Origin of the sequence: Micromonospora sp. NBC_01699 (assembly GCF_036250065.1) — a bacterium.
Taxonomy (GTDB): domain Bacteria; phylum Actinomycetota; class Actinomycetes; order Mycobacteriales; family Micromonosporaceae; genus Micromonospora_G.
Map to the genome: position 1 here is coordinate 3033506 of NZ_CP109199.1, position 21127 is coordinate 3054632.

Annotated in this window: 15 protein-coding genes, 1 pseudogene and 1 riboswitch; of the genes and pseudogenes, 6 read left to right on the top strand and 10 right to left on the bottom strand. The window is 70.8% G+C overall.

The genetic code is table 11. The features are described from left to right. Positions 1–81: 81 nt before the first annotated feature. The 3 genes from OG792_RS13550 (at position 82) to OG792_RS13560 (ending at position 6367) form a co-directional block, all read left to right on the top strand. Positions 82–1512 (top strand): GH1 family beta-glucosidase, encoded by a 1431-nt coding sequence (locus OG792_RS13550; protein ID WP_329109854.1) that lies wholly within the window; start codon positions 82–84, stop codon positions 1510–1512. Between the two features lie 407 nt (positions 1513–1919). Then, positions 1920–5588, top strand: coding sequence for a LamG domain-containing protein (locus OG792_RS13555; protein WP_329109855.1), 3669 nt, complete (start codon positions 1920–1922; stop codon positions 5586–5588). A 110-nt stretch (positions 5589–5698) separates the two neighbouring features. Continuing rightward, on the top strand, positions 5699–6367 hold the full coding sequence (locus OG792_RS13560) for a hypothetical protein (protein WP_329109857.1): 669 nt from the start codon (positions 5699–5701) through the stop codon (positions 6365–6367). Between the two features lie 267 nt (positions 6368–6634). Here OG792_RS13560 and OG792_RS13565 read toward each other — a convergent pair whose 3' ends face one another. Then, positions 6635–7420 (bottom strand): phytanoyl-CoA dioxygenase family protein, encoded by a 786-nt coding sequence (locus OG792_RS13565; protein ID WP_329109858.1) that lies wholly within the window; start codon positions 7418–7420, stop codon positions 6635–6637. A 174-nt stretch (positions 7421–7594) separates the two neighbouring features. Between OG792_RS13565 and OG792_RS34685 the strand changes: the two are divergent. Beyond that, positions 7595–8449 (top strand): annotated as a pseudogene (locus OG792_RS34685) (IS701 family transposase); the annotation flags it as partial. A 95-nt stretch (positions 8450–8544) separates the two neighbouring features. On the opposite strand, the gene OG792_RS13575 reads toward OG792_RS34685, so the two are convergent. Beyond that, positions 8545–8745, bottom strand: coding sequence for a DUF397 domain-containing protein (locus OG792_RS13575; RefSeq protein WP_329111248.1), 201 nt, complete (start codon positions 8743–8745; stop codon positions 8545–8547). Between the two features lie 8 nt (positions 8746–8753). Beyond that, positions 8754–9629: a helix-turn-helix domain-containing protein gene (locus tag OG792_RS13580; RefSeq protein WP_329109861.1), complete on the bottom strand. Its 876-nt coding sequence runs from the start codon at positions 9627–9629 to the stop codon at positions 8754–8756. 118 nt (positions 9630–9747) lie between these two features. Between OG792_RS13580 and OG792_RS13585 the strand changes: the two genes are divergently transcribed. Beyond that, on the top strand, positions 9748–10122 hold the full coding sequence (locus tag OG792_RS13585; RefSeq protein WP_329109863.1) for a hypothetical protein: 375 nt from the start codon (positions 9748–9750) through the stop codon (positions 10120–10122). Between the two features lie 88 nt (positions 10123–10210). Here OG792_RS13585 and OG792_RS13590 read toward each other — a convergent pair whose 3' ends face one another. The 6 genes from OG792_RS13590 to cobG all read right to left on the bottom strand — a co-directional run bounded on the left by OG792_RS13590 (position 10211) and on the right by cobG (position 16707). Next, entirely contained in the window at positions 10211–10717 is a 507-nt protein-coding gene (locus tag OG792_RS13590) for an NUDIX hydrolase (RefSeq protein ID WP_329109865.1), read from the bottom strand. 43 nt (positions 10718–10760) lie between these two features. Next, on the bottom strand, positions 10761–11825 hold the full coding sequence (locus OG792_RS13595; protein ID WP_329109866.1) for a hypothetical protein: 1065 nt from the start codon (positions 11823–11825) through the stop codon (positions 10761–10763). Positions 11826–11829: 4 nt separating this feature from the next. After that, the gene (locus tag OG792_RS13600) at positions 11830–13044 is read right to left on the bottom strand and encodes an NAD(P)/FAD-dependent oxidoreductase (protein WP_329109867.1); all 1215 of its coding nucleotides are present in this window, start codon (positions 13042–13044) and stop codon (positions 11830–11832) included. A gap of 134 nt (positions 13045–13178) precedes the next feature. Next, the gene (locus tag OG792_RS13605; RefSeq protein ID WP_329111249.1) at positions 13179–14735 is read right to left on the bottom strand and encodes a precorrin-2 C(20)-methyltransferase; all 1557 of its coding nucleotides are present in this window, start codon (positions 14733–14735) and stop codon (positions 13179–13181) included. A gap of 83 nt (positions 14736–14818) precedes the next feature. After that, on the bottom strand, positions 14819–15442 hold the full coding sequence (locus OG792_RS13610; protein ID WP_329111251.1) for a precorrin-8X methylmutase: 624 nt from the start codon (positions 15440–15442) through the stop codon (positions 14819–14821). Then, positions 15442–16707, bottom strand: a complete 1266-nt coding sequence (cobG, locus tag OG792_RS13615; RefSeq protein WP_329109868.1) for a precorrin-3B synthase — start codon at positions 16705–16707, stop codon at positions 15442–15444. Before cobG ends, OG792_RS13610 begins: the two co-directional genes overlap by 1 nt. Positions 16708–16843: 136 nt before the next feature. Beyond that, positions 16844–16964, top strand: a riboswitch (cobalamin riboswitch). A gap of 123 nt (positions 16965–17087) precedes the next feature. On the opposite strand from cobG, the gene cobN reads away from it, so the two are divergent. Beyond that, positions 17088–20708, top strand: a complete 3621-nt coding sequence (cobN, locus tag OG792_RS13620; RefSeq protein WP_329109869.1) for a cobaltochelatase subunit CobN — start codon at positions 17088–17090, stop codon at positions 20706–20708. A gap of 57 nt (positions 20709–20765) precedes the next feature. Here the strand turns inward: cobN and OG792_RS13625 are convergent, their stop codons facing one another. After that, positions 20766–21113, bottom strand: a complete 348-nt coding sequence (locus tag OG792_RS13625; RefSeq protein WP_329111252.1) for a hypothetical protein — start codon at positions 21111–21113, stop codon at positions 20766–20768. Positions 21114–21127 lie beyond the last annotated feature (14 nt).

The window sequence follows — 21127 nt, forward strand, 5'->3', positions numbered from 1 at the left end:
GCACGGGACCCTGACGGGGCTATGGGAGAGCGCTCTCCACCGTGCTCTTCGTGGTCCTCGTCGCAGAAGCTGGGAGATCGGATGAGCACCCTCGGGCTAACGGAGACGCTCGCCGGCGGTCGCCGGGCCGCACTACCGTTCCCGGCCGACTTCTGGTGGGGAGCCGCGACCGCCGCGTACCAGATCGAGGGCGCGGTCACCGAGGCCGGTCGTACCCCGTCGATCTGGGACGTGTTCGCCGCGACGCCGGGCCGGATCGACGACGGCAGCACCGGCGAGAACGCGACCGACCACTTCCACCGCTACCGCGAGGACGTCGCGCTGATGGCCGAACTCGGCCTGGCCGCGTACCGGTTCTCGGTCTCCTGGCCCAGGGTCCGCCGAGCCGGCGGCGTCGGGGTCAACGCCGCCGGACTCGACTTCTACGACCGTCTGGTCGACGCGCTGCTCGCCGCCGGGATCAGCCCGGTCGCCACGCTCTACCACTGGGACCTGCCGCAGGAACTGGAGCAGGCCGGCGGCTGGACCAACCGCGACACCGCCTTCCGCTTCGCCGACTACGCCGCCGCCGTCGCCGGCCGGCTCGGCGACCGGGTACGACTGTGGAACACCCTCAACGAACCGTGGTGCTCGGCCTTCCTCGGCTACGGCTCGGGCGGCCACGCCCCCGGCCGGACCAGCCACCGCGAGGCGTTGACCGCCGCCCACCACCTGCTGCTCGCGCACGGTCTCGCCACCGGAGCGCTGCGCGCCGCCGCGATCACCGGCCAGGTCGGCATCGCCCTCAACGCCGGCACGGTGCGGCCGGTGTCGAACACCGCCGCCGACCTCGACGCGGCCCGGCGCATCGACGGACTGCTCAATCGGATCTTCTTCGACCCGCTGCTGCGCGGCGCCTACCCGGCCGACGTCCAGGCGGACACCGCCGGCATCACCGACTGGGCCTTCGTCCGTCCCGGCGATCTCGCCGTGATCAGCACCCCGATCGACGCGCTCGGCGTCAACTACTACCAACCCGACCTGGTCGGCGCGGCCGAGGCGGGAGCAACCGATCCCCGCACGCCCTATCCGACCGCGCAGGACATCGTTTTCCACCCGACGCCCGGTCCGGTGACCGACATGGGTTGGTCGATCGACCCCACCGGCCTGCGCGAACTGCTGCTGCGGATTCGCCGCGACTACGGCGACATCCCGATGTACGTGACCGAGAACGGCGCCGCGTACGCCGACCGGGTCACACCGGACGGGCGGGTGCCCGACCCGGAGCGGATCGACTACCTGTACGCCCACCTCGCCGCCGCGCACGAGGCGATCGCGGCCGGGGTGGACCTACGGGGCTACTTCGTCTGGTCCCTGCTGGACAACTTCGAGTGGGGGTACGGCTACACCAAGCGGTTCGGGTTGGTCCACGTCGACTACGCCACCCAGGCCCGCACGCTGAAGGACAGCGCCCACTGGTACCGGAGGGTAATCGCGGCCGGCGGTGTTGTCGCCCGCTTGCCGTACGAGTGACGCACGGTGGCGCGACCGTGTCGTTGAAGCCGCTTCGGTGGGTTTGTCTTCACCGTTTGTGATCTTCCCTTTACATCCAGGCGTAGGTTGACCTAGTGTTCCGGCGCACTGTCCGGTGATCACGGGGGTCATGGTGACAAAAGCGCGCTTCTTCATGCCTGTCGGTCGGACCGCTTCGGGTCGGCCTCGACGGTTGTCGACCTCGCTGGCATCCGCCGCGTTCGGGGAGCCTTTCGCCGCACGGTCCACGCAGGTGTAGTCCGCCACCGGTACTCGACCCGTCGATCCGGCCCTTCCGGCTGTTCCGGGTCACCCGTGTGTCCGGCCGATCCGAGTCTCACCGCGACGGTGCCCTTCCGACCAAAAGTTGATCATGATGATTTGAGGTGGCAGTGAGGAATTCGTCCGTGCAGAGGGAAAAAAGGCGCCGGAGACGTACGCCCGGCTGGTTGGTGTCGACGACGCTCGCCGTGGTCGCGGTGTCCTCGTTCGGTGTGCCGGTGCAGGCGGCACCGGCTCCACCGGCACCCGCACCCGCACGCCCGTCGGTGGCGCCGGATCCCACGGCCGCCGCCGTCGCGGCGAAGTCGTCCGGCCAGCGGGTCGAAGTGGGGTCGGCGACCTCGGAGTTGACCCGGGTGTTCGCCAAGCCCGAAGGTGGCTTCCAACTCGAATCCGCCGTGGTACCGCAGCGGGCCCGCCAGTCGAACGGCTCGTGGGTGGACATCGACCTGGGCCTGCGCCGTGGCGGCGACAACCAGCTGCGGCCGGCTGTGTCGATCGCGGACGTCCGGTTTTCCGGCGGCGGATCGGGACCGTTCGTGACCCTGGTCCGGGGTGGCAAGACGTTCTCGATGTCCTGGCCGGGCACGCTGCCCGCGCCGGTGGTCGCCGGGGAGTCGGCGACGTACCCGGAGGTTCTGCCGGGGGTCGACCTGGTGGCGCGGGCGACCCGTACCGGATTCACCCACGTGCTGGTGGTGAAGACCGCGCAGGCGGCGGCGAACCCGGCGGTGCGGCGGATCCGGCTCGACACCGCCGGTGACGCCCGCCTGGTGTCCCTGCCCGGCGGCGAACTGCGTGCCGAGGCGGACGGGGCGGTGCTCGCGTCGGCGGAACCGGCGGCGATGTGGGACTCGTCCGGGTCGGTCGACCGGTCGGGCGCCACCGCGTCACGGGCCGGCGCGGCCGGGCCGGACGCCGCCCCGTCGAGCCAGGAGTCGTCGGCGGCCGGACCGGGCGACGCCGCGTTGACGGCGGCGGTACGGCCGGAGGTGACCGGTGACGGCGACCTCCTGCTGCACCCGGACGCGTCCCTGCTGGACAGCGACACGGCGAAGTTCCCGATCTACGTCGACCCGGCGTGGTCGACGGCCAGGTCCCGGTGGGCGTACGCGACCAACAACAACTCGAACAACACCGACACCTCGGTCGCCCGGGTCGGCAAGAACCCCGAGGGCGGCGTGGTCTACCGCTCCTACTTCGACTTTCCGCTGAGCGCCTTGCAGGGCAAGTACATCGCCTCGGCGTACGTGCAGATGAAGCTCGACCACTCCTGGTCGTGCAACGACACGATCACCCACCTCTACCACACCAACGGGATCGCCTCGACGCCCCGGACCGGGTGGGCGCCGAAGCTGAACGCCTGGCTCCAGCAGGCGAACTCGCACGCGAACGAGGGGGCGGGGTGTTCCGACTCGCCGCAACCAGACATGATCGTGAACTTCGGCGGCGGCAACGTCCTCAACCTGGTGCAGAACCACGCCACCAACAACTGGACGAACGTGACGGTGGGGTTCTGCGCCTGCGGCGACACCGGCGGGGCGAACGAATCGGTCCAGGACCGGTGGAAGAAGTTCTTCCCGAACGACGCGAAGCTGATCGTCGACTACGACTCGTACCCGCAGCCGCCGGTCAACCCGCAGGTGTCGGGGGTGGCGTGCGGCTCCGGCCGGACGATGATCGGGACGTTGAGCCCGACGGTGTCGGCGGTGTTCCCGGACGCGGACACCGGCCAGGCGTTGACCACCCAGTTCGAGTGGCTGGAGATCCCCGGGTCGGGCGTCTACAACGACTCGACGCCGCGCAAGGCCGCGCCACCGGGCATGTCCGTGCCGGCGAACGGGCGGGCCACCACGGGCGCGCTCGCCGGGGTGGAGCCGGGCAAGGCGTACGCGTTCCGGTCCCGCGGAACCGACCCGGCGCCGTACTCGCGGACCAGCGGCTGGTCGGGTTGGTGCGAGTTCGCGGCGGACACCCTGGCACCGGACGTGACGGTGACGGAGGCGCCGACGACGACGCCTCCGCCCGGACCCGGACTGCCGCGCACGTTCACCATCAGCTCGACCAAACCGACCGTGACGAAATTCCGGTACGGCTGGTCGGCCGCGACGACCGAGATCGCGGCGACCGGTACGACCACCAGGTCGGCGACGGTGACCCTGGCCCCGCCGAAGTACGGCTCGAACATCCTGTACGTCTCCGCGATCGACACCACCCTGAACCAGGGCCATGGATCGTGGCCGGTCGAAGTCAGCCGCCCGGCGCCACCGGTGGCCCGGTGGCGGTTGGACAGCTATCCCGGGGTGACCCAGGCGCAGGCTCTCCAGGACGTCCAGGCGGCGTCGGGTGACACCGACGGCGCGGGCCCGTTGACGGCGAACACGCCGCTGAGTAGCAGCGGGATCGGCTGGACGGACGACATCCGGATGGTCGGGGCGAAGACCGCGACGTTCAACACCATCAATTCATCCGTCACCACGGCCGGACCGGTGGTGGACACGACGAAGTCGTACAGTGTCGCGGCCTGGGTGAGATTGTCCGGCCTCGCGCCGGAAGCCTCCACGATCGCCGGACAGGACGGTAACTGCTACTTCGGCTTCTTCTTCGGATACCAGAAGTTGGCCGGCGTTCCCCGGTGGAACGTGACCATCCCGAACGGCGACTGCGTGACGACCCGTACCTTCACGGCGGCCTGGTCGGATCCGATCACCGCCGCCCACCTGAACCGGTGGCAGCATCTCGCCTTCTCCTACGACCAGGCCGACCGCAGCGTCGCCCTGTTCATCAACGGTGTCCAGGTGACCCGGGTTCCGCTGGCGAGCACTCCCTGGAACGCCACCGGGGGCATGCGGCTCGGTCACATCGGGTTCCAGAATGCGGTCCTCGACGGTGCGCTCTCCGACGTGCAGGTCTTCGACCGGGTGCTGGTCGAGGAGGACTTCGTCGGCCAGCAAGCCGAGGCCCCGCTCTCCGGTGGCGTCCACGAACCGGGCTTCCTCAACCCGGTCCAGGTCGGTGACTGGGACTTTTCCGGGGCGCGGTCCTGCTACGAGGCGGGCAGCGACCCCCTGTTCTGCCAGTCTCCGGAAGCGGGGCAGTTTGGCCGGCGGCTGGCCCTGACCCAGGGCAGCTTCATCGGCTACGGGCACCGCGACGACGGTCTACTGCTCGACAACGTGCACTTCGCCGAGGATCCGGGCGACCCCTACCACGGCCTGACCACCACCGAGTACGGGCTTTCGCAGAAGAACACCGCCACCGAGGAGAGCCCGGTCTGGCAGGACACACCGGTCCTGCGTACGGACGACTCGTACGCCGTGTCCGTCTGGGCACGACCGGACGACGTACTTCCCGAGGACGGAACCGTGATCCGTACGGTGGTGGCGCAGGCCGGTGAGCACCAGTCCAGCCTCTGGATGACCTACGTGCCGTCCATCGAATCCTGGTACCTCTGCACCAAGGCCGTGGACGGCGCCACCGGCCCACTGGAGTGTGTCGGCGCGCACGTGCCCGGTTCGGGCGGTGTCTGGACCCACGTGATCGGTACCTACGACCGGAACAGGTCGGAGCTGCGGATCTACGTCAACGGTCAGCGGGCCGCGTCACACGCGCTCTCGTACGTGCCGTTCTCCGCGACGAAGCGGGTGGTCGTGGGACGCGCGTTCTGGCAGGACGAACTCATCGACCAGTGGGCCGGCGGGATCGACGACCTGCGCTTCTACCAGGGCGCACTGACCGATGCGGGAGCCAGGGAACTCTTCGCGGACCAGTCCGTGGAGACCGTGGAGCCGTAGTTCCCGCGAGTTGGTGCGGTGGGCCGATCCCGGCCCACCGCACCGATCTCTGCTCACGAGGCAGACAGCTTTCCGGAACTCGTCCGGATCGGCATGGTAACGGAGGCGGAATGGTCAACAGGGTGGATTCGATGGGCGACGGCCCTCCCGACGTACGGGCGGCGGTGATCCGGGGGCGTACCCGATCGGTCGTCGCGGCCTGTATGTCGAGCAGGGACAAGCTCTCGGCGCTGTTGGCTGGAGCCGGGTTGAAGCTGCTCGATGTTCCTGGCTCGGGTGATGAATTGCCGGTTACTGCTGCCTCTCTGGTCACCAGTTGCGGCCCTGAGCATGGGCGGCGCGACGAGGTGGTCGAGCTGGGCGATCCTCACCTCGTAGAAAAGGCGAACGCCGGGTGGTTTCGGTTGGCGAGCGAGTACGGCTTGTTCTCGCAGAGCCGGGAGTTCCTGCTCGGCGTCGACTTCGCCGGGCAGGACGCGGCGCCGATTCTTCGTTGGGTTCGGGTCCAGTTGCAGGATGATTGGGACATCATGGGGGCTGGCGCCGCTTCCGGGATCCTTGGTGCAGGAAGCGGGTGGCCGGGATTCGTCATGATGTCCCTGGATGGCGAGGTGATTGTCGGTGGGACCACCTGGCAACGCAGCATCGGCTCGCTTGCGGTGCGCCATCCGAGCCGTATCCAACTTGTCCGGGACTACGTCGGGCGCCTGATCGTCAATCCAAGGACAGCGTCGGATGTTCGAGCTGAAGGCGAGCGCTGGCTGAGTTCGACAGCGTGATCCAACGGGGATAGCAGGAGTCGGGGCCGGGCGGTCCGCCGGCGTTGCCTGATGTGATTGCACATGGACCCGCCTCGGCATTGCCGAGACTCTCGGTACGGCAGACACGCTCTGCTGGGTGAGAGGGGTTCATCGGTCTGGTGGGGCGGCGTCGGTCGAGAGTGAGAGTTCGCTGTCGGCCGACGCCGCCGCTTCGAACTGTTGGCCTAGTACGGCCGTCCAGGATCATTATGTAGGCTTGGATCGATGGTTCCGCGGGCTGTTGGGCTAGCTAGATCGGTTCGATTGCAGTAGCCATTGCTCGGGGTCTTGACCTGCGACCACGCCTAGGTACTTGCTGGCGGGTGCCACACCGGCAAGGCGGCGAAGTTCTGGTGTGAGGCTCAGGAGCTGTTCAACGCCGGTGGCGAGGATGTGGTTGTCCGCCGGTCGCAGCCACGGCAGGACGTGCTCGCAGATAAGCGCGCGGCGCGTCGTCTGGGTGCGATTTTCGCCGGCGGCGTGCCAGAGCCGGCCGCTGTAGACCACGGCGCTTCCGGCAGGCATCACCACCGGGACCAGCTCGTGTTGCTGTGGGCGCCGACCGGCTGGCCAGCGGTGACTGCCGGGAGCGATCACGGTTGCGCCGTTGTCCACGGTGAAGTCGTCAACAGCCCAGATGACGTTGGTCTCTGCCTCGACCTCGCGGGGAAGTGGGTAGACGCCCGCGTCGAAGTGCAGCGGCTGGGATCCCTGGCCCGGGTCGACCGCGGAGAGGAACAGCATCCCGAACTGATGAACCTCGCCCAGACGCGCCGTGACGAGGCGACGCACCTGGGGGTGGATCAGCAATGGTTCGAAGCCGCCGAGGCGGCTCAGCAAGGAGTAGACGCGCCGGGTCCGTCGTCCGTCGAAGTCGTTGTCGCTCCAGCCCACGCTGTGTAAAAGGCTGTCTGCGTGCCGAACAGCCGCGGTCAGCTGCTCATCGGACAGCAGCGCGGGCAGCACGACAAAGCCATCCTCTTGCAGCGCCGCAGCAGCGGGGATGTGATCGATGTCAGCAGTCTCGGCCATAGCCTGCGAATCTAGCATCGGCGCGGGCGACCATGGCTCGTCGAACTGGACAAGGCCCGCGCCTCCAGGGTGGTCAGCGTGCCGGGCAGGTGTGCAGGCAACCGCCCCCGATGATGAGTAACTTGTGGAGACAACCGAATATCTGGCGGCGGCCGCAAGTGTCAGCGTAGACGCCCAGGCGCAGTGTTGATCCTCGACGACACCGGTGATCTCAGAAAGGGGACCCACACCATTGGAACCCAGAGACAGTACACCGGCACCGCCGGTCGAATCGAAAACGCGCAAGTGGCGGTGTACCTGGCCTACGCCGCGCCGAGCGGGTCCACGCTCATTGACCGGGAGGTCTACCTGCCCAAGGCGTGGACCGACGACGCACAGCGGTGCGCCGCGGCCGGCGTCCCGGCGCATGTCCGCTTCGCCACCAAAGTCGCCCTGGCCCGGCGGATGCTCGCCCGCACCTTCGACGCCGGGGTACCCACTCAGTGGTGCACGGCAGACGAGTTCTATGGCGGGGACCGGCACCTCCGCCGCGACTTGCAAGCCCAAGGGGCCGGTTACGTCCTCGCCGTGGCGCGCAGCCTGCTCATCCGCCGCCGCATCAGCGACGGTGAGCTGGCGTTCTACCTATGCTGGTCACCGCATCCGGTCCCCCTGCGAGCCCTGGTCCGGGTGGGCGGAACCCGCTGGAAACGTGGAGACCTGCTTCCAGACCAGCAAGACCATCGGACTGGACGAACCCCAGGTCCGCCGCTGGGACTCCTGGTACCGGCACACCACCCTGGTCATGCTCGCTCACGCCGTCCTCACCGTCATCGCCGCCAAGGAATGCCAGCAACACACCGACCAGACGCTGATTCCCTTGACGTTCAACGAATCCGCACGCTGTTCGCGAAACTGATCGCCAACACCATCCACCCTGTCAGCCACTGCCTGGCCTGGTCCCACTGGCGCCGCCGACACCAAGCCCGCGCCCGGACCAGTCACTATCGGAGTCGAGGGCAGCTTACGAATCGACCAGGATCTACATAACGATGCGGGGCTGCCGTACTAGGTAGAGCGCCATGCCCACGTCGCCGGCTACCGTCCCACTCCTGCCCAGGAGCAGCAGGAAAGCTGAGACCGCGTCAGGCGAGGCGACGTCCCGGAAGTTCCCTGACGAAGGTGCCCCACGCGGCGCGGTCGAAGGCGAGCACCGGCCCGGCCGGATCCTTGGAGTCGCGTACGGCGACCGCCTGTGGCAGTTCGGCGATCTCGACACAGTTCGCGTTGGTGCCGCTGCGGCTGGACTTGCGCCAGGTGGCTGCGGACAGGTCGGTGACGATCATCCCGGGGCTCACTCTCGTTCGTGCTCCGTTGCGACCCGCGCAACAAAGTCGACCGACTCGGCGGGGCTCAAGGCTACCTTGCCGAGCCGGTCCGACTCCCGTCGGAAGAACGCCACCTGCGGCGCCTCCTCCAGGAACAGGCCGGAGAGCTTGTGGTCGAGATAGACCACGGATCTGTTGCGCGGGAAGTCGAAGAGCGCGAACGCGCCGTCGAGACCGGAGTGTCCGCCGACCTCGAACGGCACCACCCGCAGGGTGATGTTCGGCCGGTCGGCCAGCTCGACCAGGTGGCGGAGCTGCCGGGCCATCAGGCGTCGGTTGCCGAGCACCCGGCGCAGCACCATTTCGTCCACGATGGCCAGCAGGTCCGGCGGGGTGGGGCGGGTGAGGATCGCCTGCCGACCCAGCCGGGCGGCCACCCGCGACTGGGCATCCTCGTCCTCGACCCCGCCGTCGCGCATCAACGCCTGGGTGTAGTCGGCGGTCTGGAGCAGCCCGGGGATGAGTAGCGGCTCCCAGTTGACGACGCTGGTCGCCTCGGCCTCCAGCCGGATCAGGGTGCGGGACTCGTCGGACAGGCCGCCGATCACCTCCCACCAACCCGTTTCGGCGGACCGTTCGGCCATGCCGAGCAGGCGCTTGCGTTCGTCGCCGGTGACGCCGTAGATGACCAGCAGCGAGGCCACGTCCGCCGCCGGGATGCCCTGGATGCCGGTCTCCATCCGGGACAGCTTGGACGGCGCCCAGTCCAGCCGGGCGGCGACCCGACGCAGGCTGAGCTTGCGCGTCTCGCGCAGCTCGCGTAACTCACCGCCCAGGCCACGTCCGACCACTGTGGGCTGGCTCGCCTTCGACATCTGCTCCTCCGGGACATTCGATGTCACGTTGATCGACTGTTGGTGTCACGTTGAGTATTGACAGTCCCGCGCTTGGGCACAAGAGTCAGGGGCAACGTTGCTGAATATTCGTCCGAACCCGGAACACTGCTGGGAGGCGTACAAGATGACCGACGTCAAACCGAGCCCATACGTCCCTACCTGGTCGCAGCCGTACGACCCGGCCGACTCGCCGGGGCCGATCCCTTCGGTGTTGGAGCGGTTCCGGCGCGGGCGGCCCGAGCAGCCCGCGCCGAGCGAGGCGGAGGTCGAGGCCGGTCGCTACACGGTGGTGCTGGTGCCGCCGGAGGCGGCCGAGGTGATCGGCTACGACCGTACCGACGTGGGCCTGCGGATGTACCGCGACGCGGACTGGGACCACAATCCGGGCGACCTGGACGAGGTCGCCGCCATGATCGAGGAGGCGTGCGGCGAGCCGGTCATCCTGGTCGAACACCACTCCGACCTGACCTACTGGACAGCCAGGCTCCGAGTCGCGTAGCCGTAGCCGGGCGGATTCAGTCGAGCTGTGGTCGTCCACTACCCCTATCGGGGTAGTAATCCGCCACAGCCGACGATGCGGGGCTGGGTCAGTGGTGCCAGGGGAGTTGGTGGGGGTGGGGCGGGCGGGGTTCGGTGAGCAGGTTGGTCAGTAGGGCGGCGAGTCCGGTTGGGTGGACCGTGTCGCGGGTGGAGGCAAGTTCGGGTACGGGCCACCACCGGTGCCCCACGTGGACCGTCAGCTCATACCCGGCCATTCCGCTCACGTCGACCTCGTGCGAGTCGACCCGCAGGCGGAAGAAGTCGTCGCGGAAGTTGCCGGCGGCCCAGCCGAGGTCGGCGTACCCGCTGGTGTAGGCGACCGGATCGCCGAGCTGGTCCGGGTGGACGGCGAGCCCGACCTCCTCCCGGAGTTCGCGGGCCGCCGCCTGCGCCAGCGACTCGCCCTCGTCGACGCCGCCACCGGGCACGCTCCACGAGTAGCCGAGACCGGGGTTGTCGGGGTCGCTCAGGTATTGCAGGAGCAGGACCCGATCGGCACCGTCGAGCAGCAGCACCCGCGCCGCCCGCCGCCGGTACGTTGCCTCGTCGGTCATCGGCCCAGGTTACCGACCTGGCAACACGGTCCAGAAGGGGAAACTACCTGGAGGTGACGACCTGCACCACGGTCAGCGCGATCGGCAGCAGTAGCGTGGTGGCGGCCCGTCCGATGTAGCCGAAGGAGAACGGCGCGGGCTCCGTAGTCACGATGACCTGGCGCAGCCGCAGCGCCACGTCCAGTCTGCTCCACTCCCGTTCGATCAGCGGATGCGCGCTATTGCCGGGAGCGGTCACCACCCGGACCGCGTCCTCGATCGCCGGCGCGAAGGTGTCCAGCGCCCGCTCCTGGCTCTCCCTGGACAGTCGGTACAGCAACCAGACCGGGATGCTGAACACGGTCAGCCCACCGCCGAACAGCAGCACCACGAACACCCAGACGATGGCCCGGCTGGCCGGGGTGAGCTGCGGCTGTACGCCGAGCATGGCCGGTACGAAGAGGGCACCGCAACTGAACATCAACCCCTCGACCCAGGCGAAGGTGTAGAGCTGACGGATGCCCCACGCCCGCTCGGTACGGAACGGGGTCCAGTGCAGTCGCGCGCCCTTCGTCGCCGCGTACACCAGGGCGATCGCCTTGCTGATGCCCCAGATGCCGGCGGCGCTGCACAGCCCGACCGCACCGATGACCACCAGACCGGCGGCCCGGTGCCAGCCGTGGTGGACCGGGATGACCGCGTCGAGCGGCTCGAACGACAGCGCCAGGGCGACCAGCGGGGCGAGTCCGACCGGCAGTACCAGCAGGTAGAAGGCGCGGTCCCAGGAGTCGACGCAGCGCTGGATCGCGCCGAGGTCCCAGCCGGCGCGGCCGCCGTGCCGGCTGAACTCGCGCAGCAGGTTCTCCAACCTGAACTCGGCCTGCTGCATCAGCAGCGGACTGAGGCTCACCCAGAGCGCGGCGGTCGGGATGGCCCAGCGCATGGTCGACGGCTGCGACCCCATCCGGTCGACCACGGCGGTGGCGAACCACCACCAGAACAGCGCGGTCGGTCCGAGCGCGAAGATCGCGGCGCAGGCGAGACGCTGGCGGTGTCGCGCCGGCCCGGCCCGGGGGACCCGCCGGGGCACCGAGGTGTACGGCGACACCCAGGTCTCGACGGCCGTCACGGGGTTACCAGCCGTGTCGGAGAATGCGCCAGGTGGTTTCCGCGCGGATGCGGCCGAGCCCGAACAGCAGGTCCACCGCGTCGCGGAAGACCACCGGGTCGTTGTTCGCGGCGCGGATCATGTGCCGGGCCCACCACGGTATGGACATCAGGCCGTGTGCGACCCGGCTGGAGATCAGGTGTGCGCGGTAGGTGCGCCGGAACCAGGTTTCGAACTCGGCCAACGCCCGCGCCTGCTCGACCGCCCCGGACAGGTTCGCGGGCAGCCGGGTGACCAACTCGTACGCGGCGTTCATGCCGTAGACGATGCCCTCCCCGCTGAGCGGATTGATCATCGATCCGGCGTCACCGATCAGCGCCGCCCGCTCGTGCGCCAGCCGGGGTATCGGTCGCGCCAGTGGCAGGTGGTGGGCCCGGTGGGCGTACAGGTCACCGAGTTCGATGCCGCGCTGCCGGCACGAGTCGGCGAACCGGTCGAGGACCCGGCGCAGGTCCAGTGACCGGCGACGCAGTTCGGAGACCATGATGCCCACGCCGACGTTCACCGTGCCCTTCCCGTTGGGAAAGACCCAGCCGTACGCGGGCAGCATCTCCTTCGACCACTCGAAAATCATGCGCTGGCCGAGCGGCCCGTCGGGGTCGAAGGCGTCGCTGTCGGCGTAGGCGCGCATCGCGATGGCGGTGCTCCGGCCGCTCGGCCGCCCGGCACCGAGCTGCCGACGCAGCACCGAGTACGCGCCGTCCGCACCGATCACCAGTCCCGCCTCCAACCGGTGCTCGGTGCCGGCCCGCCGGACCGACACCCAGCGGCGGTCGTCGGCCAGGCCGGTCGCCGTCACCTTGTGCCCGCTCAGGTCCACCGCCCCGGCGTTCAGCGCCGCCAGCCGTAGCCGCTGGTCGAAGTCGGCGCGCGGCACCACGTACCCCTCGGTCGACATCCCGTCCAGGCCGGTCAGCGCGGCGTTCAGCTCCACGCCGGCCGGGCCGTAGACGGTCAGCGACGCGGCCGGGGTCTCGCCGGCCAGGATGTGGTCGAGATCGAGCCGGCGCAGCAACTGGGCCACGCCCGGTCCCAGCCCGTCACCGCAGGGCTTGTCCCGGGGAAAGGTGCGCTGGTCGACCAGGGCGACGCGCCACCCGCGACGGGCGGCCACGATCGCGGCGGTGGCGCCGGCCGGGCCGGATCCGGCCACCACGACATCGAACCGGAGTGGGCCCATGCGCTCATATTGCCAGGCGTGATCGCTCCACTACGGAAGTCGGGAGCGGTCGGGCTCGGCACCGATCGCCAAACCTCTCGAAGCGGGCGGTCACCGATCCCGCCGGCTCCGTCGGTCGACCGGCGAGCCGGCGATCAGGCCGGGTAGCGGCGGGGCGTGAAGACCACCGGACCGGCGAAACCCCGCTCCACCACCCGAGTGCCGGACGAGCCGACCAGCAGCAGCGTACGCATGTCGACCTCGGCCGGGTCGAGGTCGGCGAGCCGGACCACGCGTACGCGTTCACCCGTTCCGCCGACGTCCCGCCCGAGCACCACCGGGGTCTCCGGTGACCGGTGCGCCAGCAGCAGTTCCTTAGCCGCCGCCACCTGCCAGGTACGACTCTTCGACCCCGGGTTGTAGATCGCGATCACCAGGTCGGCCTCGGCGGCGGCGGTCAACCGCTTCGCGATGATCTCCCACGGCTTGAGCCGGTCCGACAGCGACAGCACGCAGTAGTCGTGCCCGAGCGGGGCGCCGACCCGGCTCGCCACCGCGTGGGCGGCGGTCAGCCCCGGCAGCACCCGTACCGGAATGTCCGTCCACTTCGGTTCGGAGGCCACCTCCAGGACGGCGGCGGCCATCGCGAAGACACCGGGGTCGCCGGACGACACCACCGCCACCCGCCGGCCGCGTCGGGCCAGGTCCAGGGCGAACTCGGCCCGTTCCGCCTCCACCCGGTTGTCCGAGGCGTGCCGGCGCTGGCGCGGGTTGGCCGGCACCCGGTCCAGGTACGGCCCGTAGCCGACCAGGTCGTCGGCAACGGCCAACGCGTCCTGCGCCTGCGGGGTGCACCACTCGCGTCCCGCCGGACCGAGCCCGATCACGACGACCTCACCCATCCCCGCCGCGACCGGCTCGGGACCACCGATCGACTCGGGGACAGCCACCGGCTCGGGGACGGCCGGGGGAGTCACCGCACCCGCCAGCTCGGCGCGGGTACGTTCGTGCACCCGGCTCGGCAGCAACGCCAGCGAGAAGTACGGCACCGTCGCCGGATCCACCTCGGCGAGTCTGGCCGACTGCTGCCGATCGGTGGTGGCGCGTTCGACGTACCAGGTCTCGTCCAGCCGGCCCGCCTGCGCGAGCGCCGCGCGGACGTTGCCGAAGGTGCGGCCCAGCTTCATGATCGCCGCCGAGTCGGTGGCCGCCAGCCGCTCCGCCAGGATCTCCGTCGGCAGGGTCCCCGGCAGCACGGTCAGGATCTCGTCCCGCTCGACCAGCGGACGCCCGAGTACGGCGGCAGCCGCGCTGACCGACGTCACGCCCGGCACCACCTCGGTCGGGTAGCGACCGGCGAGCCGCTTGTGCATGTGCATGTACGAGCCGTAGAAGAACGGGTCGCCCTCGCAGAGCACCACCACGTCCCGCCCGGCGTCCAGGTGTGCGGCGAGCCGGGCCGCGCTCGCCGCGTAGAACTCCTCGATCTCGGCCCGGTAGCCGTCCGGGTGCTCCGGCTTCTCCGTGGTGACCGGGTAGGTCAGCGCCTCCTCGATCTGCCCGTCCCGCAGGTACGGTTCCGCGATCGTCCGGGCCACACTGCGCCCGTGCCGCGCGCTGTGGTACGCGACCACGTCGGCCCGCTCGACCAGCCGGGCGGCCTTCACCGTCACCAGCTCCGGGTCACCCGGTCCGAGCCCCACCCCGTACAGCCGGCCGGTGTTCCGGCCCGGTCCGGGCGCGTCGCCGTCGAGGGCCGGGCCCGTCTCGTTCACCGGCACACCGTCCACGTTGGTCACTCTCTCTCGCTGGCGATGGCGTTGATCGCCGCCGCGGTCATCGCGCTGCCGCCGCGCCGCCCGTGCACGACCAGGTACTCCAGCCCACCCGGATGCGCGGCGAGCGCCTGCTTGGACTCGGCCGCGCCGATGAAACCGACCGGGATGCCGAGCACCGCCGCCGGCCGCCCGGCACCCGCCTCGACCATCTCCAGCAGGCGGAACAGGGCGGTCGGCGCGTTGCCCACGGCGACCACCGCGCCGTCGAGCCGATCGCCCCACAGGTCCAGCGCGGCGGCGCTGCGGGTGGTGCCGAGTTGCGCCGCCAGGGCCGGCACCCGAGGATCGCGCAGGGTGCAGATCACCTCGTTGTCGGCGGGCAGCCGGGTCCGGGTGACCCCGGCGGCGACCATCTCGGCGTCACAGAGGATCGGCGCCCCGGCGCGCAGCGCCGCCCGCGCCGCCGACACCACGCCGGGGGAGTGGGCGACGTCCGCCGGCAGGTCGACCATGCCGCAGGCATGGATCATGCGTACGGCCACCGTCGCGACGTCGTCGGGCAGGCCCGACAGGTCAGCCTCGGCGCGGATAGTGGCGAACGACCGGCGGTAGATCTCCGCACCGTCGCGGACGTAGTCGATCACGTACCCCTCCGTGCCGCCGCGATCGTGGCGGCGGTCTCGTCCAGCGTCGCCGACCGCGAGCGCGGTCGACCGTCCAGGCTGACCTGGTAACCCTCGATGGTGGCCAGCACCTCGACATGCCGGTCCGTCGGCCGGCCGCAGCGCCGCTCGCAACCGACCCAGTGCACCGGCAGTCCGGTCGGCCCCGACGGCGCGGCGGCGTGCACCACCGTCGCGTCGGTCCGTACGTTCGCGAGCGCCTTCGCGCAGCCGGGCGACCCGGCGCAGCCGGTCACGCCGACCCAACCGGCGGCGGCATCGGCCACCAGACCCGCGGCGGCCAGTGTCGCCAGCCGGCGCCCAGCCTCGCCGGTGTCCAGATCGGGTACGACAACGGTGCGCCACGGAGTGATGTTGATCTCGTCGCCGCCCGCCCCGGCGGCCGCCGCCAACGCGATGAGCTGGGTGTCGGTGAGTCGACCGAGCGGCACCACCGCCGCGAGCGCGACCCGCCCGTCGAGCTGGTCCACCAACCCGACCGGCGCCCGGTTCGGCGTCTCGGGGATGTCGGCGGGCACGGGGGCGACCATCGGCAGGTCCAGCGCCGCGTGCAACCGGGCGGTGATGGTGCGTACGCCGTTGTCGAGTTCTGCCAGCCGCCAGGCGGTGCTGTGCTGGGCGGTGGACTCGGTGAGGAAGGCGCGGGCGGCGAGCAGGGCGGTCGACGCGGCGGCCGCCGGCGGTACGCGTACCCCCGTGTCGGTGCCGGCCAGCAGCACCGCCACCGCCCCGCCCGGTACGGCGAGCAGCCCGACGTCCGCGCCGAAGCCGGTCACGTCGCCCCGCCCGTCGTCGACGGTGAACAGGAACCGGCCCGGCAACCCGGCCAGCACCGGATCCGCGCAGAGCCCCTCGTCCAGCTCATCGACCAGCGCCCGGACGTCGAGCAGCCCCCCACCGATCCGACCACTGAGTACGGAAGCGATCACGTTGCGTACGCGTTCGTGGCTCTCTGACGGCAACAGCCCGGCCGCGTACAACCGGGCGGCCAGGTCCCGCTCGGTGCCCGCCCGCAGGCCACGCAGCTGCACGTTGCCGCGCGAGGTCAACTCCAGGGCGCCGTCACCCAGATCGAGCGCGGCGGCGGTCAGCGCGACGAGCTGTTCGGTGTGCAACCGCCCACCGGGCACCCGCACCCGAGCCAGGTTCCCGTCGGCGGCGACATGTACGCGCAGTGTCCCCGGACAGGCGTCCGGTGCCGACCGCCCTCGTGGTGACCACACCCGGCGGATACTACGGCCTGCGTGGGCCCACCCCGGCGGCACGCCGACCGGCACACCAGCACCCCTGGCGGGAGCGGCTTGACGAACCGGGGTCCGAGTCGTGAGAGTGAGAACCGCTGAACGCGGCGACAGGTGGAGGAAGCCGGTGAGATCCCGGCGCGGTCCCGCCACTGTTACCGGGGAGCGGACCCCGACACGGTCACGGCCCACACGGGCGGGAAGACCGGGGCGAGCGACGATCCGGGAGCCAGGAGACTCCGGGTCACCGCGCGGCGTGGAGCGGACCCGTCCGGGCCCGCCCCGAGCCGCAACCGACGAACCCGGGGCGCGGACCCCGAGGGAGGAACCACCATGTCACGCCACGCCCTGCGCGGTGCCCGATGATCCTGCTCCTCTCCACCTCGGACACCGACCTGCTCAGCGGCAGGGCAAGTGGCGCCGACTTCCGGCTGGCGAACCCGGCCCGCACCTCGGTCGAGGACCTGCCCGCCCTGCTCGACGGCGTCGACCTGGTGGTCGTACGCATCCTCGGCGGCTACCGCGCCTGGGAGGAGGGGCTGGACTCGCTGCTGGCCGGGGCGCTGCCGGTCGTACTCCTCGGTGGTGAACAGGCACCGGACGCGGAGCTGATGCGCCGCTCGACCGTGCCCGCCGGGGTGGCCGCGGAAGCCCACGCCTACCTCGCGCACGGTGGACCGGCGAACCTCACCGAGCTGCACCGGTTCCTCTCCGACACGGTCCTGCTCACCGGCTACGGCTTCGCCCCGCCGGTGCCGACCCCGGAGTGGGGCCGGCTGGAGCGCGAGGAGCGCAACACCGCCGGGCCGGTGATCGGGGTGCTCTACTACCGGGCCCATCACGTCGCCGGCAACACCGCCTTTGTCGAGACGCTCTGCGCCGCGATCGAGGACACCGGTGGCCGACCGCTGCCGATCTACTGCGCCTCGCTGCGCAGCCCCGCAGCCGCCCTGTTGGAGACCCTCGGCGAGGCCGACGCGCTGGTCGTGACCGTGCTCGCCGCCGGTGGCACCCGCCCCGCCGAGGCCGGTGCCGGCGGTGACGACGAAGCCTGGGACGTCGGCGCGCTCGCCGCCCTCGACGTGCCGATCCTCCAGGGGCTCTGCCTCACCAGCAGCCGCGCCGTCTGGGCCGACAACGACGACGGCCTCTCCCCGCTGGACACCGCCACCCAGGTCGCCATCCCCGAGTTCGACGGCCGGATCATCACCGTGCCGTTCTCGTTCAAGGAGATCGACTCCGACGGGCTGACCGTCTACGTCGCCGACCCCGAGCGGTCCGCGCGGGTCGCCGGCATCGCGGTCCGGCACGGCTCGCTGCGGCACACCCCGAAGGCCGAGCGTCGGATCGTGCTGATGCTGTCGGCGTACCCGACCAAGCACGCCCGGATCGGCAACGCGGTCGGCCTCGACACGCCGGCCAGCGTCGTCCGGCTGCTCACCGCCATGCGCGAGCAGGGGTACGACATCGGCCCGACCGACGGCCCGGACGCGTTCCCCGGAGTGGCCGCCGGTGACGGCGACGCCCTGGTGCACGCACTGATCGCCGCCGGTGGCCAGGACCTCAACTGGCTCACCGAGCAACAGCTCGAAGCCAACCCGATCCGGATCCCGGCCAGCCGCTACCGCACCTGGTACGACACCCTCCCGGCGCAGCTGCGCGAGGGCATGGAACGGCACTGGGGACCGCCGCCCGGTGAGCTGTTCGTGGACACCTCCCGCGACCCCGAGGGTGAGATCGTGCTCGCCGCGCTGCGGGCCGGCAACACCGTCGTCATGGTCCAGCCGCCGCGCGGCTTCGGGGAGAACCCGGTCGCCATCTACCACGATCCGGACCTGCCGCCGAGCCACCACTACCTGGCCGCGTACCGGTGGCTGGCCGACGAGTTCGGCGCGCACGCGATGGTGCACGTCGGCAAGCACGGCAACCTGGAGTGGCTGCCCGGCAAGACCCTCGGCATGTCCGCCGCCTGCGGCTCCGACGCCGCCCTCGGCGACCTGCCGCTGATCTACCCGTTCCTGGTCAACGACCCCGGTGAGGGCACCCAGGCCAAGCGGCGGGCGCACGCCACCCTGGTCGACCACCTGATCCCGCCGATGGCCCGCGCCGACAGCTACGGCGACATCGCCCGGCTGGAACAGCTCCTGGACGAACACTCGAACATCGCCGCGCTCGACCCGGCGAAGCTGCCGGCGATCCGGGCCCAGATCTGGACCCTGATCCAGGCCGCCAAGCTCGACCACGACCTCGGCCTGTCCGACCGCCCGCACGACGCCGAGTTCGACGAGTTCATCCTGCACGTCGACGGCTGGCTCTGCGAGGTCAAGGACGTACAGATCCGCGACGGGCTGCACGTGCTCGGGGTGGCGCCGAGCGGACAGAACCGGGTCGACCTGGTGCTGGCCATGCTCCGGGCCCGGCAGATGTGGGCCGGTCAGGTCGCCGCCCTGCCCGGCCTGCGCGAAGCGCTCGGGCTGACCGAGGACGGCACCGCCGCCCGCGTCGAGGTGGACCGGATCGAGGAGACCGCCCGCGCGCTGGTGCTGGCGATGGAGGAACGGGACTGGGCGACCGGGGTCGCGGCGCAGGTGTGCGAGCGGGTGCTCGGCGACTCGGTGGCCGACCACGCGCCGGTGGTCCGGGTGCTGGAGTTCGCGGCCGACGAGATCGTGCCCCGGCTGGACCGGACCACCGACGAGATGACCGCGGTGCTGCACGCGCTCGATGGCGGATACGTGGCCGCCGGCCCGAGCGGGTCGCCGCTGCGCGGCCTGGTCAACGTGCTACCCACCGGCCGCAACTTCTACTCCGTCGACCCGAAGGCGGTGCCGAGCCGGCTCGCCTGGGAGACCGGGCAGGCGATGGCCGACTCGCTGCTGGCCCGCTACCGGGCCGACACCGGCGAGTGGCCGCGCTCGGTCGGGCTGTCGATGTGGGGCACCAGCGCCATGCGTACCGCCGGTGACGACATCGCCGAGGTGCTGGCGCTGCTCGGCGTACGGCCGCGCTGGGACGAGGCGTCCCGCCGGGTCACCGGACTCGAACCGGTCGACCTGGCCGAACTCGGCCGACCCCGGATCGACGTGACGATGCGGATCAGCGGCTTCTTCCGGGACGCGTTCCCGCACGTGGTGGCCCTGCTCGACGACGCCGTACGGCTGGTCGCCGGACTCGACGAGCCGGACGAGTCGAACTACGTACGGGCACACGCCCTCGCCGACCGGGCCGAGCACGGTGACGAGCGCCGGTCCACCATGCGCATCTTCGGCTCCAAGCCCGGCGCGTACGGGGCCGGACTGCTGCCGCTGATCGACAGCCGGAACTGGCGCGACGACGCCGACCTCGCCGAGGTGTACGCCGTCTGGGGCGGTTACGCCTACGGCCGGGGCGTCGACGGGGTGCCCGCCCGCGGCGACATGGAGACGGCGTACAAGCGGATAGCGGTGGCGGTGAAGAACACCGACACCCGCGAGCACGACATCGCCGACTCCGACGACTACTTCCAGTACCACGGCGGCATGATCGCCACCGTCCGGGCGCTCACCGGGAAGGCACCGGCGGCGTACATCGGGGACAGCACCCGGCCGGACGCGGTGCGCACCCGTACGTTGAGCGAGGAGACCGCCCGGATCTTCCGCGCCCGGGTGGTCAACCCCCGCTGGCTGGCCGCTATGCGCCGGCACGGCTACAAGGGCGCGTTCGAGCTGGCCGCGACCGTCGACTACCTGTTCGGGTACGACGCCACCGCCGGCGTCGTCGCCGACTGGATGTACGAGAAACTGGCCGAGACGTACGCGCTCGACCCGGAGAACCAGAAGTTCCTCACCGAGTCGAACCCGTGGGCGCTGCACGGCATCACCGAGCGGCTGCTCGAAGCGGCCGACCGGCAGCTCTGGGAGCACCCGGAGCAGGCCACCCTCGACGCCCTGCGCGAGCTGTACGTGCGCACCGAGGGTGACCTGGAGGACGACGGCTCCGAGTAACCCCGTCACCGGGTGATCGGCAGGGCCTCCGCCCTGCCGGCACCGGGTGCGGGTCTCTCAGCGACGGGTCGCCGGGCCGGGCGCGGGGACCGAATACAGCTCCAGCACCGGGGGCAGCGGGACGACGCCGGGGCCACCGGCACGTACCCAGGCGGCGATCTCGTCCACCGCCGGGTCGTCCAGGACGAACCCGAACCAGACCGGACGGGCACCGGCCGCCCGCCCCGCCGGTGACGGATGTACGACCACCACGTTCGACCGTTCACACGCGTCGAGACAGTCGTCGGTCACGCGTACCCGATGTTCGGCACCGACCTCGGCCCGGAGCCGCTCCACCTGGCCGGCGTGGTCCACTTCCGGGTGCTTGCGGACCGAACCGCAGCAACAGCCGCGACAGACGGTCAACGCGCAACCGGTGG

Coding starts and splice junctions, on each gene's coding strand:
- OG792_RS13560 (WP_329109857.1), top strand. CDS start 5,699: ATGGTCAACAGGGTGGATTCGATGGGCGACGGCCCTCCCGACGTACGG.
- OG792_RS13585 (WP_329109863.1), top strand. CDS start 9,748: ATGACCGACGTCAAACCGAGCCCATACGTCCCTACCTGGTCGCAGCCG.
- OG792_RS13550 (WP_329109854.1), top strand. CDS start 82: ATGAGCACCCTCGGGCTAACGGAGACGCTCGCCGGCGGTCGCCGGGCC.
- OG792_RS13565 (WP_329109858.1), bottom strand. CDS start 7,420: ATGGCCGAGACTGCTGACATCGATCACATCCCCGCTGCTGCGGCGCTG.
- OG792_RS13575 (WP_329111248.1), bottom strand. CDS start 8,745: ATGATCGTCACCGACCTGTCCGCAGCCACCTGGCGCAAGTCCAGCCGC.
- OG792_RS13600 (WP_329109867.1), bottom strand. CDS start 13,044: ATGGGCCCACTCCGGTTCGATGTCGTGGTGGCCGGATCCGGCCCGGCC.
- cobN (WP_329109869.1), top strand. CDS start 17,088: ATGATCCTGCTCCTCTCCACCTCGGACACCGACCTGCTCAGCGGCAGG.
- OG792_RS13590 (WP_329109865.1), bottom strand. CDS start 10,717: ATGACCGACGAGGCAACGTACCGGCGGCGGGCGGCGCGGGTGCTGCTG.